Source organism: Bradyrhizobium sp. 17, assembly GCF_023073515.1.
In the GTDB taxonomy this organism is placed as follows: Bacteria; Pseudomonadota; Alphaproteobacteria; order Rhizobiales; family Xanthobacteraceae; genus Bradyrhizobium; species Bradyrhizobium canariense_D.
This window is the reverse complement of sequence record NZ_JADPJQ010000066.1, coordinates 23285-35382: the sequence shown is the minus strand read 5'-3', so window position 1 is coordinate 35382 and position 12098 is coordinate 23285. Positions and strand designations below refer to the sequence as shown.

At 62.3% G+C, this 12098-nt stretch carries 14 protein-coding genes and 1 tRNA gene; 11 read left to right on the top strand and 4 right to left on the bottom strand.

Annotated features, from left to right (window positions below):
• The first annotated feature begins 28 nt into the window (after window positions 1-28).
• The 3 genes from IVB13_RS11395 (at window position 29) to IVB13_RS11385 (ending at window position 959) form a co-directional block, all read left to right on the top strand.
• Window positions 29-439 (top strand): TIGR02300 family protein, encoded by a 411-nt coding sequence (locus tag IVB13_RS11395; RefSeq protein ID WP_007598417.1) that lies wholly within the window; start codon window positions 29-31, stop codon window positions 437-439.
• Between the two features lie 66 nt (window positions 440-505).
• Window positions 506-581, top strand: a tRNA-Ala gene (locus IVB13_RS11390).
• Window positions 582-716: 135 nt separating this feature from the next.
• On the top strand, window positions 717-959 hold the full coding sequence (locus IVB13_RS11385; RefSeq protein WP_018455755.1) for a GIY-YIG nuclease family protein: 243 nt from the start codon (window positions 717-719) through the stop codon (window positions 957-959).
• A gap of 16 nt (window positions 960-975) precedes the next feature.
• Here the strand turns inward: IVB13_RS11385 and IVB13_RS11380 are convergent, their stop codons facing one another.
• Window positions 976-1437: a MarR family transcriptional regulator gene (locus IVB13_RS11380; protein ID WP_018455754.1), complete on the bottom strand. Its 462-nt coding sequence runs from the start codon at window positions 1435-1437 to the stop codon at window positions 976-978.
• Between the two features lie 155 nt (window positions 1438-1592).
• On the opposite strand from IVB13_RS11380, the gene IVB13_RS11375 reads away from it, so the two are divergent.
• The 8 genes from IVB13_RS11375 to IVB13_RS11340 all read left to right on the top strand — a co-directional run bounded on the left by IVB13_RS11375 (window position 1593) and on the right by IVB13_RS11340 (window position 8843).
• Complete coding sequence (locus IVB13_RS11375; protein WP_007598424.1) at window positions 1593-2018, top strand: organic hydroperoxide resistance protein; 426 nt, start codon at window positions 1593-1595, stop codon at window positions 2016-2018.
• A gap of 176 nt (window positions 2019-2194) precedes the next feature.
• A complete protein-coding gene (locus IVB13_RS11370; RefSeq protein WP_026233020.1) occupies window positions 2195-3412 on the top strand; it encodes a CaiB/BaiF CoA-transferase family protein in 1218 nt (405 codons plus the stop codon).
• A gap of 220 nt (window positions 3413-3632) precedes the next feature.
• Complete coding sequence (gene ugpB, locus IVB13_RS11365; RefSeq protein WP_247338287.1) at window positions 3633-4949, top strand: sn-glycerol-3-phosphate ABC transporter substrate-binding protein UgpB; 1317 nt, start codon at window positions 3633-3635, stop codon at window positions 4947-4949.
• Between the two features lie 47 nt (window positions 4950-4996).
• The gene (gene ugpA / locus IVB13_RS11360) at window positions 4997-5878 is read left to right on the top strand and encodes a sn-glycerol-3-phosphate ABC transporter permease UgpA (RefSeq protein ID WP_018455751.1); all 882 of its coding nucleotides are present in this window, start codon (window positions 4997-4999) and stop codon (window positions 5876-5878) included.
• Window positions 5878-6726 (top strand): sn-glycerol-3-phosphate ABC transporter permease UgpE, encoded by an 849-nt coding sequence (gene ugpE / locus IVB13_RS11355; protein ID WP_018455750.1) that lies wholly within the window; start codon window positions 5878-5880, stop codon window positions 6724-6726. Before ugpA ends, ugpE begins: the two co-directional genes overlap by 1 nt.
• Window positions 6727-6731: 5 nt before the next feature.
• Window positions 6732-7811 carry a sn-glycerol-3-phosphate import ATP-binding protein UgpC gene (locus tag IVB13_RS11350; protein ID WP_018455749.1) on the top strand — a complete coding sequence of 360 codons (1080 nt, stop codon included), beginning with the start codon at window positions 6732-6734 and terminating at the stop codon, window positions 7809-7811.
• Window positions 7812-8093: 282 nt separating this feature from the next.
• Window positions 8094-8519, top strand: a complete 426-nt coding sequence (locus IVB13_RS11345) for an Hsp20 family protein (RefSeq protein WP_026233018.1) — start codon at window positions 8094-8096, stop codon at window positions 8517-8519.
• A 51-nt stretch (window positions 8520-8570) separates the two neighbouring features.
• Window positions 8571-8843, top strand: a complete 273-nt coding sequence (locus IVB13_RS11340; RefSeq protein WP_007598581.1) for a DUF1150 domain-containing protein — start codon at window positions 8571-8573, stop codon at window positions 8841-8843.
• Window positions 8844-9008: 165 nt separating this feature from the next.
• Here the strand turns inward: IVB13_RS11340 and IVB13_RS11335 are convergent, their stop codons facing one another.
• The 3 genes from IVB13_RS11335 to ptsN form a co-directional block, all read right to left on the bottom strand.
• Window positions 9009-10031, bottom strand: coding sequence for a glycoside hydrolase family 5 protein (locus tag IVB13_RS11335; protein ID WP_247295991.1), 1023 nt, complete (start codon window positions 10029-10031; stop codon window positions 9009-9011).
• The gene (locus IVB13_RS11330; RefSeq protein WP_247488967.1) at window positions 10028-11161 is read right to left on the bottom strand and encodes an O-antigen ligase family protein; all 1134 of its coding nucleotides are present in this window, start codon (window positions 11159-11161) and stop codon (window positions 10028-10030) included. Before IVB13_RS11330 ends, IVB13_RS11335 begins: the two co-directional genes overlap by 4 nt.
• Before the next feature lie 449 nt (window positions 11162-11610).
• On the bottom strand, window positions 11611-12072 hold the full coding sequence (gene ptsN, locus IVB13_RS11325; protein WP_018455745.1) for a PTS IIA-like nitrogen regulatory protein PtsN: 462 nt from the start codon (window positions 12070-12072) through the stop codon (window positions 11611-11613).
• Window positions 12073-12098: the final 26 nt, after the last annotated feature.

The window sequence follows — 12098 nt, the reverse complement described above, 5'->3', positions numbered from 1 at the left end:
TTTCAGACATTTCCAGGATTCCTCTGCCGTGGCCAAGTCCGAACTCGGAACTAAACGTATTTGCCCGACCACGGGCAAAAAGTTCTATGACCTCAACAAGAATCCGGTGATCTCGCCCTATACCGGTGAAGTCGTGCCGATCGCGCCCATCGCGCCGGCTCGCGCACCCCGCGGTGCCGAAGCCCGTCACGCAGCCGCTGCCGCCGACGCCACGCCAGAGCCGGCGGAGGTCGAGGAGGTCTCGCTCGAGGAGGCCGATGCCGAGGAGAACACCGGCAAGGTCAAGGCCGTCGTGCCCGAATCCGAGGACGACATCGAAGTCGATGAAACTATCGAGGACGATGACGACGATGATTCGACCTTTATCGCCGACGACGAAGAAGGCGATGAGGACGTCACCGACATCATTGGTGATGTCGGCGGTGACGAAGAGACTTGAGATAATTCCAGAACTGTGGTTCTGGGTCTTTCCCGACGCGTCGCCCAAGGCGCGTCGGACGGTTAAGGGGCCATAGCTCAGCTGGGAGAGCGCTTGCATGGCATGCAAGAGGTCGGCGGTTCGATCCCGCCTGGCTCCACCACGCTTCGCCCTTCGGGCTACGCGTGGCGCAGCCGCGCGGAGCTCGAAGGGCGAAGCGTGGTGTCCGGCGAAGCCCGAAGGGCGAAGACGGACTGGTGAGACTCCCACGCAGCGGCTGCCCGGGCGATAATCGTCAATGTGGTACGTCTACATCCTCCGCAGCATCGAATTTCCCGAGCAGGAATACGTTGGGGCTACGGAAGATCTGAAGCGCCGGTTTCCAGAGCACAATGCTGGCAAATCCACCCACACTGCCAAGTTCAAGCCTTGGAAGCTGATCTGGTACTGCGCCTTCCCTGACAAGCACAAAGCGCTCGCTTTTGAAGCCTACCTGAAGTCTCACTCCGGCCGAGCCTTCACAAAGAAGCGGCTGTCCTAAGAGCGCACCTCTAACCCTACTCCCCGATCACCGCATTCAACCGATCGCGCAACGCCACAATCTCGTCCTTCATCGCGACAAGCTCCGAGACCGAGCAGTCCGATGCCGCCAGAATCGATTGCGGCACGGCCCGCGCCTTGTCCTTCAAGGCCTGGCCCTGCGGCGTCAACGCGATCAGCACCTGACGCTCGTCCTCGCTCGAGCGCGTGCGCTTGACGAGGTGGGCCGCCTCGAGCCGCTTGAGCAGCGGTGTCAGCGTGCCCGAATCCAGGTGCAGCTTTTCGCCGATGCTCTTGACCGGCACGTCGTCGCGCTCCCACAGCACCAGCATCACCAGATATTGCGGATAGGTCAGGCCGAGCCGGTCCAGCAGCGGCTTGTAGACGCGGTTGAACGCATGCGCGGCGGAATAGACCGCGAAGCAGATCTGGTTGTCGAGGCGCAGCGGCGCGTCCGCTGCCGAATGTTTCCGGGGCATCGAGAATCTCACAGGACTTGCTCCATTCTGGGGCCGGCCGTCGCTACATTCAATTGCGAACAATTAAATGTGAGACGCTATAATTTCAATTGCGCGCAATCTAATTGCCTGCGATAAAGATGGCGCCCCCACCCCGAAAACACAGGGAGACAAAAATGTCAGTGAACGTCCTCTACAAGACCAGCGCAAAGGCCACCGGCGGCCGCGACGGCCATGCCGCGACCCTCGACGGCGCGCTCGACGTCAAGCTCACCACGCCGAAGGAGCTCGGCGGCGGAGGCGGCGCCGGCAACAATCCCGAGCAGCTGTTTGCTGCGGGCTATGCCGCCTGCTTCATCGGCGCGATGAAGTTCGTGTCCTCGCAGGGCGGCCCCAAGGTTCCGGCCGACGCCTCCGTGACCTCGACCGTCGGCATCGGCCCGCGCGCGGCCGGCGGCTTCGGTCTCGACATCGACCTTGCCGTCTCGCTGCCGGGCCTCGCCCGCGCGGAAGCCGAGGCGCTGGTCGAGAAGGCGCACCAGGTGTGCCCGTATTCCAACGCGACGCGCGGCAATGTCGACGTCCGTCTGACGGTCGTCTGATCGGTTAGCTGAAGCGGCTGGCCCGAGATACCCCTCGGGCCGGCCGCCTCCCTTGATTTGCCATCCCGCGGGATTGCGGCGAGCGGCCTGCATGACGCCCTACGCGCGAAGCCATTGCCGGCTCGGACGAACCTCGTTAGGCCTGTGATCAATACCGACACAGGGGACGCGAAGGCATGACTGAAGCCGCCAGTTCTGGAGCTGCCATGGGTGCAATGAGCGGCCTGCGCGTCATCGATCTGACGCGCGTGCTCGGCGGCCCCTATTGCACCCAGATCCTCGCCGACCATGGCGCCGACGTGATCAAGGTCGAGCCGCCCGCAGGCGACGAGGTACGCGACTGGGGCCCTCCCTTCCACGAGGAAGACGCGGCCTATTTCATCGGCATCAACCGCAACAAGCGCTCGATCGGCCTCGACCTCGCCTCCGAGGGCGGCCGGACCGTGCTGCTCAAGATGCTGGAGAGCGCCGACGTCCTGATCGAGAACTTCAAGCCGGGCACGCTGGAGAAATGGGGCATCGGCAACGAGGTGTTACGCGAGAAATTTCCGCGCCTCGTGCATTGCCGGATCTGCGGCTTCGGCGCCGACGGCCCGCGCGGCGGCAATCCCGGCTATGACGCCATCATCCAGGCCATGACCGGCATGATCGCGGCGACCGGCTCGCCCGAGAGCGGACCGATGCGGATCGGCGTGCCGCTGGTCGACATCGGCACCGGCCTCTATGCGGCGATCGGCATCTTGATGGCGCTGTCGGAGCGGCAGCGCTCGGGCCAGGGCCAGTTCCTGGAGACCACGCTGTACGAGACCGGTCTCGCCATCATGCATCCGCACACCGCGAATTATTTCATGCATGGCAAGCCGCCGTCGCTCACCGGCAACGAGCATCCCAACCTCGTGCCCTATGCGATCTTCCCGACCAAGACCGACGACATCTTCATCGGCGTCGGCAATGACGGCACCTTCCGCAAGCTCGCCAAGGAGATCGGCAAGCCCGAGCTCGGCACCGATCCGCGCTTTGCGCGCAACAAGGATCGCATCGGCAATCGCGAGGCGCTGCGGGCCGAGCTTGCCGCCGTGTTCAGCCAGCACGAGGCCGAGCCGCTGTGCAATCGCCTGCTCGCCGCGGGCCTGCCCGCCGGCCCCGTGCAGAAGATCGACCAGGCATTGACCAACCCGCACACGATCGCGCGCGGCGATATTATCGAGAAGGATTGGTACAAGGGCGTGGCGTCGCCGATCCGGCTCGACCGCAGCAAGCCGAGCCTGCGGCGCCTGCCGCCGAAATTCAGCGAGCACGCCGCCGAGGTCCTGGGCGAATTCGGCTACTCCAGGTCCGAGATCGACGCGATGGTCGAGCAGGGCACTGTCTGCGGCCCCGAGCGCAAGCGCTAGCGCCCTCGCCTTCCACATCCCACGGCAATGCCGCAGTGCGGTGCGGGCGCTCTGTGCACCGCGAACGGAGGACGCTGCGCGCGCGGCATTCGCCTATTTGACGGCTTCCCTTTTCCAGCGCTTGCCGCTTTCGTTTCGGCCGCTTACACAGTCATGTGAACGTCATATGGCGCTGCTAGCGCAAGCGATCATTTTTGACGGCCCAAGGGAGGTTTACTTGATGGCTCTTCGACATTTTGGAGCGGCTGCCGCTATTGCACTCACGGTTGGACTATCGGCCTCGCCGGCCTTGGCCGTGACCGAAATCCAGTGGTGGCACGCGATGACCGGCGCCAACAACGACGTCATCGTCAAGCTCGCCACCGACTTCAACGCGTCGCAGAGCGACTACAAGGTGATCCCGACCTACAAGGGCAACTATCCCGATACGATGAACGCCGGCATCGCGGCGTTCCGCGCCGGCAACGCCCCGCACATCATGCAGGTGTTCGAAGTCGGCACCGCGACCATGATGGCCGCGACCGGCGCCGTGAAGCCCGTCTACAAGCTGATGGCCGACGCCGGCGAGAAGTTCGACCCCAAGATCTACCTGCCCGCCATCACCGGTTATTATTCGACGTCGAAGGGCGAGATGCTGTCCTTCCCTTTCAACTCGTCCTCGACCGTGATGTGGGTGAACCTCGACGAGCTGAAGAAGGCGAACGTAGAGATCCCGAAGACCTGGCCCGAAACGTTCGAGGCCGCCAAGAAGCTGAAGGCTGCCGGTCATGACACCTGCGGCTTCTCGGGCTCCTGGATCACCTGGGTCAATCTCGAGCAGCTCTCGGCGTGGCACAACGTGCCGCTCGCCAGCAAGGCCAACGGCCTCGACGGCTTCGACACCGTGCTCGAGTTCAACGGACCGCTTCAGGTCAAGCATCTCGAAACCCTGGTCGAGCTGCAGAAGACCAAGACCTATGACTACGCCGGCCGCACCAACACCGGCGAAGGCCGCTTCACTTCGGGCGAGTGCCCGATCTACCTGACCTCGTCGGCCTTCTTCGGCAACGTCAAGGCGCAGGCCAAGTTCAACTTCACCGCCGTGCCGATGCCGTATTATCCCGACGTCAAGGGCGCACCGCAGAACTCGATCATCGGCGGCGCTTCGCTGTGGGTGATGGGCGGCAAGTCGGCCGAGGAATACAAGGGCGTCGCGAAATTCCTGACCTTCCTCTCCGACACCGATCGCCAGGTCTACATCCACAAGGCCTCCGGCTACCTGCCGATCACCAAGGCGGCCTACGCCAAGGCGAAGGAAGAAGGCTTCTACAAGGATCAGCCCTATCTCGAGACCCCGCTGCTCGAGCTGACCAACAAGGAGCCGACCGAGAATTCGCGCGGTCTGCGCCTCGGCAACATGGTGCAGCTGCGTGACGTCTGGTCGGAAGAGATTGAGCAAGCGCTGGCCGGCAAGAAGAGCGCCAAGCAGGCGCTCGATGCCGCCGTCGAGCGCGGCAACACGATGCTGCGGCAGTTCGAAAAGACCGCCGTCAAGTGAGGCAATGAGCGGCAGGCCGCGACCCGGCCTGCCGCTCTGCTGGCATCATGCAAAAGCAAGCCATCTTCCAGTCAAGACTGTTACCGTACGCGCTGGTTGCGCCGCAGCTCGCGATCGTCCTGATTTTCTTCTATTGGCCGGCCCTGCAGGCGGTGATCCAGTCCTTCCTGCTCCAGGATGCGTTCGGTCTGTCGACCACCTTTGTCTGGTTCGAGAATTACGTCGAGCTGTTCAAGGACGCAGCCTATTTCGAGGCGATCGTCCGGACCTTCTTGTTCTCGTTCGCCATCGCCGTCTCGTCGCTGTCCTTTGCGCTGCTGCTCGCCGTGATGGCGGACAAGCCGCTGCGTGGCTCGATGCTCTACCGCACGCTCCTGATCTGGCCCTATGCGGTGGCACCGCCCGTGGTCGGCGTGCTCTGGATCTTCATGCTGCATCCCTCGCTCGGCGTGCTCTCGCGCTATCTGCGCAATATGGGCGTCGACTGGAATCCGCTGCTCGACGGCGACCAGGCCGCGGCGCTGATCATCCTCGCCGCCGCGTGGAAGCAGATCTCCTATAATTTCCTGTTCTTCCTCGCCGGCCTGCAAGCGATCCCAAAGAGCGTGTTCGAGGCCGCCGCGATCGACGGCGCCCGTCCGATGCGGCGGTTCTGGACCGTGACCTTCCCGTTGCTGTCGCCGACCATCTTCTTCCTGCTGGTGGTCAACATCGTCTACGCCTTCTTCGACACGTTCGGCATCATCGACACGATGACCCGCGGCGGCCCCGGAACGTCGACGGTCACGCTGGTCTACAAGGTCTATTCCGACGGCCTGCTCGGCGGCAATCTCGGCAGCTCGGCGGCGCAGTCGGTGATCCTGATGGTCATGGTCATCGTGCTCACCGGAATCCAGTTCCGGTTCGTCGAACGCAAGGTGACCTACTGATGGTCGAGGAAGAGGGCTTCCGGCGCAACATCGCCCACATCATCCTCTGGATCGGGATCGCGGTCGTCGCCTTCCCCGTCTACATCGCGTTCGTCGCCTCGACCCAGGACAACGCGCTGATCGCCAACGGGCAAATGTCGCTGCTGCCGGGCGGCCATTTCTTCGAGGTCTACTACCAGACCATTTTCGTCGGCACGAGCGGATCGACCCGCGAGCCCGTCGGCAACATGATGCTGAACTCGCTGGTGATGGCGCTGCTGATCGCGGTCGGCAAGATCGCGATCTCGATCATCTCGGCCTACGCGATCGTCTATTTCCGCTTTCCCTTCCGGATGCCGATCTTCTGGATCATCTTCATCACGCTGATGCTGCCGGTCGAGGTGCGCATCTATCCGACCTACAAGATCGTCGCCGATCTGCACATGCTCGACAGCTATGCGGGCCTGTCACTGCCGCTGATCGCCTCCGCCACCGCGACGCTGCTGTTTCGCCAGTTCTTCATGACGGTGCCGGACGAGCTGCTGGAGGCCTCGCGCATCGACGGCGCCGGTCCCCTGCGCTTCTTCTGGGATACGCTGCTGCCGCTGTCGCGCACCAACATGGCGGCGCTGTTCGTGATCCTCTTCATCCTCGGCTGGAATCAATATCTCTGGCCGCTGCTGATCACCACCCGCGACGACATGCAGACCATCCAGGTCGGCATCCGCAAGATGATCACCACCACCGACGCGCTGACCGAATGGCCGATCGTGATGGCGACGGCCGTGCTCGCGATGCTGCCGCCGGTGTTCGTCGTCGTCGTGATGCAGAAACTGTTCGTGCGCGGACTCGTGGAGACGGAAAAGTAAATCCCATGGCTAACGTCACCCTGCGCAACGTCCGCAAAACCTATCCCGGCGGCTTCGAGGCCATCAAGGGCGTCAACGTCGATGTCGGCGACGGCCAGTTCTGCGTGCTGGTCGGGCCCTCCGGCTGCGGCAAGTCGACATTGCTGCGCATGGTCGCAGGCCTCGAAACCGTCACCGGCGGCGAGATCGACATCGGCGGCCGCATCGTCAACCAGATCGAGCCCGCCGACCGCGACATCGCGATGGTGTTCCAGAACTACGCGCTCTATCCGCATATGAGCGTCTTCAACAACATGGCTTACGGCCTGCGCAACCGCGGCATGAAGGAGGCCGAGGTCAAGACCCGCGTCGACGAAGCCGCCCGCGTGCTCGAGCTCACCTCGATGCTGGAGCGCAAGCCGCGCCAGCTCTCCGGCGGCCAGCGCCAGCGCGTCGCCATGGGCCGCGCCATCGTGCGCCAGCCGAAGGTGTTTCTGTTCGACGAGCCGCTCTCCAATCTTGACGCCAAACTCCGCATCGCGATGCGGGTCGAGATCCGCAAATTGCAGCGCCGGCTCAACACCACGTCGATCTACGTCACCCACGACCAGCTCGAGGCGATGACGCTCGCCGACATTCTCGTGGTGATGAATGGCGGCCAGGTCGAGCAGGTCGGCAATCCCTTGGCGATCTACGAGAAGCCGGCGACGACTTTCGTCGCCTCCTTCATCGGCGCGCCACCGATGAATCTGATGTCGATTCGCGCCGACGAGATCAAGTCGCAGCTCGGCAGCACCGACGCCGGCATCCTCGGCATTCGCCCGGAGGATTTCGTCATCACCGACCAGAGCCCGGCCGGCGGCGTCGCCCTTCCGCTCACCGTGGAAGCGATCGAGCGCGTCGGCGCTGAAACCTTCGTTTACGGCACGCGGGCTCAGGACGAGCAGCGCATCGCCGCCAACCCCGGCGAACTGCCGCCCGGCGAGGTCATCGTCCGCATTCCCGGCTCAGAGGCGCCTCCGATCGGCGAGAAGATCCGCGTCGCAGCAATGCGCCAAAAGCTGCATCTGTTCAGCGGCGATGGGCGGACGCGGATCGAGGCCTGATCGGGTTCCGCTGGGCCGTCGATTAAAAAACGCGAAAACAACCCCATGCACAGTAGAAGGGGGTTTGTTTTTGTTGAGAAAAATCACACCGCAATTTCGTCGGGCCGGCTTGTGGCAGGCGTTTCGCGCCATGGCGACAAGTCAGCTTTTGCGGGTGAGCTGCCAGTCCACAGCCCCGGCTACGTCCTTGAACCCACACGCGGATATGCCCATATTGCTGATCAAGGGGTGCCTGTACGGGCCCTGATGCACCAAAGTCGCTTCGAGAGGACTTTGTAAACTATGTCTCGTGTTCCCATGCTTTCCAGTCCCTTCCTTCTGGGCTTCGACGAGATCGAGCGCGTGCTCGATCGGGTTGTCAAAGGCGCCGACGGTTACCCTCCCTACAATATCGAGAGGTGCGACCGGTCGGAGGGCCAGCCCGAGCGTCTGCGGATCACGCTGGCGGTCGCCGGATTCACCCGCGACCAACTCGATGTAACCATTGAGGAAAACCAGCTCGTCATTCGCGGGCGGCAGCAGGACGACAAGACCCGGCAATACATCCATCGCGGCATCGCCGCGCGCCACTTCCAGCGCACTTTCGTGCTGGCGGAGGGGATGCTGGTGCTGGGTGCGGATCTGAAGAACGGATTGCTGGCGATCGATCTTGCCCGGCCGGAACCGGAGAGGATCGTTAAGACAATCGCTATCAATGAGCACGAATAATGGAACGAGTAGCGGACTCGACCGCTTAGTTTCGAGAGAGGAGTCGAGACCATGAGTGAAGGTCACGTTGCGTTCGAATACGAAGCCAAGAACGTCTCGCCGGAAACGCTGGCAACCCTCGGCGAAGGCCATATCGCCTATGTGAAGCAGATCCGCTCTGAGGATGTGCCGGGCCTGTTTCCCGAAGCGCCGAAGATCGCGCCGGGCCTCAAGCTCTTCGCGCTCCACGCCGCCGACGGCACGCCGATCATGCTGACCGACAGCCGCGAAGCCGCAATCGCCAACGCCTGGAGCAACGAGCTGCAAGCGGTGAGCGTGCACTGAGCACGCGCGCGTCGCACGAATAGGGTTTCAAGCGGGCATGCCTTCGCAGGAAGGCGTGCCCGTTTGCTTTGGGGGATCCAGAATCTTTCCGTGGCAAGATTTTGGATTGCTTCGCTCGCTCGCAATGAGGCAGTGTGCGGCGATGGCTCGCGTCCCGGATGCACCTCAACGCCCGGCCGGAAGCAGTGCCCGCAGGATGTCCGGCTTCCAGGCTTGACGCGCGCTGTCGAAGGCCGCGAAATCATGATCGAACTGCCAATAGGCCCAAGCCCAGCCAAGCCGCTCTGCGCTCCGCGCCACGAATGACAGATATCTGGTCCGTGCTTCGGCTGGAGCGGCCTCGTACACGCCGAACTCGCCGAGATAGATCGGGCGCTTTTCTCTTTGGGACCAGGACCGAATCTTCTCGAAATCGGCGCGGGCCTTCTGTTTATCCTCCGGGGTACCCCAGTCGAGCGGGCCGATTCGCGAGAATGTGGGCGACCACGGTGCGCCCTGATGGGTGAAACGGATCGGCGCGTAATAGTGAAACGTGACGATCAGATTCCGGTCATCCGACGGCAGGACCAGGTCCTCGACCGGCATCTCGTCGACGTTGAGAACCGAAGCGATGACCGTCCGCCGGGGATTGGTGGCGCGGATGATGCTGAGGCACTCGTTCAGAAGGCCGTTCCAGCCGGTGGACGACATCTGCCCGCCCGGCTCGTTGAGGACCTCGAAGACAAGTGCTGGATATTTCCCGGCGTAGCGCGCGGCGATTTGGGTCCAGAACGATTTCAGCTTGTCTGTGCACTCGGAGATGTCGCGCTGACAAACATGGGTATCGTGCTCGTCCAGGATGGGGATGAGATTTCGGGCGAGCACTTCCTCGATGACGCCATCGAGCCGCCTCAAGACGACTTCATCCATTACCTTCTCCGGATTCATGAATCTAAAGCCGAAGAAATTTATCCGAACGTGCGAGAACCCGGCGCGTCTGATCGCAGTGAGGTTGTCCAGACGAAATGGCGCGTTTCGGCCTCCCTCCCAGACGCCGTCGTAGCCGAGGATGTTGATGCCGCGCCCCAATTTTGGAGCAGGGGGCGTGTTGGCCTGTCCGGCTGCCTCGGTCCGGAAGCAGATCGGAAGCACGGATAGTGCCAAGACAAGACGAAAGGCTATCGTCCAGCGGACGCGGATGGCATTCATCCTGTTTGCCCCGTCATTGCTGCAGGCCCCTGCTGGGGCACCGGCCTGCACACTGCGAAGAAGAATGCGACGAGCAGCACCGACGTGAACATTGTCGAGCGAAGAAACATCGTCTCCGTGAAGTTCGATTGAAAGCTCAGGACGACGAAGCCGATGATCAGCGCGCAGTGATACCGATCGATCGACCGGGTGGCGATCAAATAGAGGACCTTTTCCGAGAACAGATAAACGCTCGTGACGAACAGCAAATATCCCAGAAATCCAGTTTCAATCGCGACCGCGATGTAACCGCCATGATAATTGTCGAGCACCCAGCCATGATTCTGGTTGAAATAGTCGTAGATCGCGGGGCGCGTCCAGAATCCGTTGATGCCGAAGCCCAGCAGCGGCGCATCGTTGAAATGGCCGATGGCGTACTGCCAAATGAAGGTCCGCTCGGTCAAATCGACGGTCGCCTCGCCGAGATGGATGGAATCGTACCCCGTCACGTAAAAATACAGCATCAGCAGAGCGGCCAGGATGCACATGATGAATGGCAACACCGCATAGATTTTCATGCAGCGGATCGACCACATGGAAGTCACGAGCAGCCCGCCCGCCGCGAATGCGACAGCGCCGGCACCACGCGACTCCGAGGCGATGACGCAGGTCGATGCCAGAACAAGCGACACGAGGAATGCAATCCATCCCTGCCCCGTGATCTTCTGATAACAGGCAAAGAACATCAGATATGCGCTGATAAAGCCGAGCGTCTGCTTCGATTCGTAGATTCCTTGCCACTGGCCGTTGTGCATCCAGCTCTGGTCGACGCCGATCTCGGGCACGAAGACGGCGCACAACGCCGAGGCGGCGACCAGAACGAACAGCCCAAGCGCCGTGGATCCGACGATCTCGTCGATGTCGATACGCGTGATGAGGCAATACGCACCGAAAGTCGTCACCACAAGTGCAACGCTCTTCATGATCGCTGCGATGGAAAGCGTGGTCCAGAGAACGGAAACGGCCGCGAGGGCATAAAATGTGACCAACGCGATGAGATCTGGATTGGGCTGGATCCGGACCCGCGGCCGTACGAAGACACTGGCATAGATCGAGACGATCCACATCAGCAGCGCGACCGCCTGCTGCACATAGCTCCACTCTGAAGGTAGTAATGCGGGGTGAAGAACACCCATTGATGCGACCACGTTGAGGGTGATCGAGCTGCGGATCACGTTTCTGGCCAGCCGTTCCACGCCGGCGCTTGGCGCTTTCCAGATCGCGCTTTCATATGCATCGGAGTCCGCTGCGGTATGCAGTCCGGCGCCAAGCTGACCACCCTGAAGCACGGCCGCGGGCCGCTCTTCCGCCCCGGCACCGATGTGCAGCGGCGCCCTTCCATTCCCAGTCACGTGCACTCAGTCCATAACGGCGAACGGCCCTTAACGATGTGAGGGCCGCCCCTATGCCCTACGTCTCAAACGGGAAGATATTCGCGTCTTCTACCTTCGAGATCAAGATGAGCATGACGAGATTGCTGCGCGCCGCGCAATCCAGGTGCCAGAATCGATCGGGCCTTATCCTGCAAGAAGGAGGGGAGTTACGCCGCGGTCGCCGGCGGCAGCGCGAGCACCGAATAGATCGCCTGGGCATCGCGCGAGGCGCGGAGCTTCTTGGCGATGTCCTGGTCGCGGAGCAGGCGGGCGATGCGGGCCAGCGCCTTGAGGTGATCGGCACCGGCGCCTTCGGGGGCGAGCAGCAGGAAGACGAGATCGACCGGCTGGCCGTCCATCGATTCGAAATCGATCGGGCGATCGAGGCGGGCGAACATGCCGAAGATCTTTTCCAGCTTGGGCAGCTTGCCGTGGGGAATGGCGACGCCGTAGCCGACCGCAGTGGTGCCGAGCTTCTCGCGTTGCAGGAGTACCTCGAACACGGAACGCTCGTTCTGCCCGGTCAACTCGGCGGCCTTGGCCGCGAGTTCCTGAAGCGCCTGCTTCTTGCTGTTGACCTTCAATGCCGGGAGAATCGCCTCGGGCGCGACCAGATCGGTAATCGGCATGGAAGTTTTCCGAGGTGAATGAAAAC

What these genes read in the sequence shown, in the direction of transcription:
- ugpA (WP_018455751.1), top strand. Translation starts at nt 4,997, where the DNA reads ATGCAAAAGCAAGCCATCTTCCAGTCAAGACTGTTACCGTACGCGCTG.
- IVB13_RS11335 (WP_247295991.1), bottom strand. Translation starts at nt 10,031, where the DNA reads ATGAATGCCATCCGCGTCCGCTGGACGATAGCCTTTCGTCTTGTCTTG.
- IVB13_RS11380 (WP_018455754.1), bottom strand. Translation starts at nt 1,437, where the DNA reads ATGCCCCGGAAACATTCGGCAGCGGACGCGCCGCTGCGCCTCGACAAC.
- ptsN (WP_018455745.1), bottom strand. Translation starts at nt 12,072, where the DNA reads ATGCCGATTACCGATCTGGTCGCGCCCGAGGCGATTCTCCCGGCATTG.
- IVB13_RS11375 (WP_007598424.1), top strand. Translation starts at nt 1,593, where the DNA reads ATGTCAGTGAACGTCCTCTACAAGACCAGCGCAAAGGCCACCGGCGGC.
- ugpE (WP_018455750.1), top strand. Translation starts at nt 5,878, where the DNA reads ATGGTCGAGGAAGAGGGCTTCCGGCGCAACATCGCCCACATCATCCTC.
- IVB13_RS11385 (WP_018455755.1), top strand. Translation starts at nt 717, where the DNA reads ATGTGGTACGTCTACATCCTCCGCAGCATCGAATTTCCCGAGCAGGAA.
- IVB13_RS11370 (WP_026233020.1), top strand. Translation starts at nt 2,195, where the DNA reads ATGACTGAAGCCGCCAGTTCTGGAGCTGCCATGGGTGCAATGAGCGGC.
- IVB13_RS11350 (WP_018455749.1), top strand. Translation starts at nt 6,732, where the DNA reads ATGGCTAACGTCACCCTGCGCAACGTCCGCAAAACCTATCCCGGCGGC.
- IVB13_RS11345 (WP_026233018.1), top strand. Translation starts at nt 8,094, where the DNA reads ATGTCTCGTGTTCCCATGCTTTCCAGTCCCTTCCTTCTGGGCTTCGAC.
- IVB13_RS11340 (WP_007598581.1), top strand. Translation starts at nt 8,571, where the DNA reads ATGAGTGAAGGTCACGTTGCGTTCGAATACGAAGCCAAGAACGTCTCG.
- ugpB (WP_247338287.1), top strand. Translation starts at nt 3,633, where the DNA reads ATGGCTCTTCGACATTTTGGAGCGGCTGCCGCTATTGCACTCACGGTT.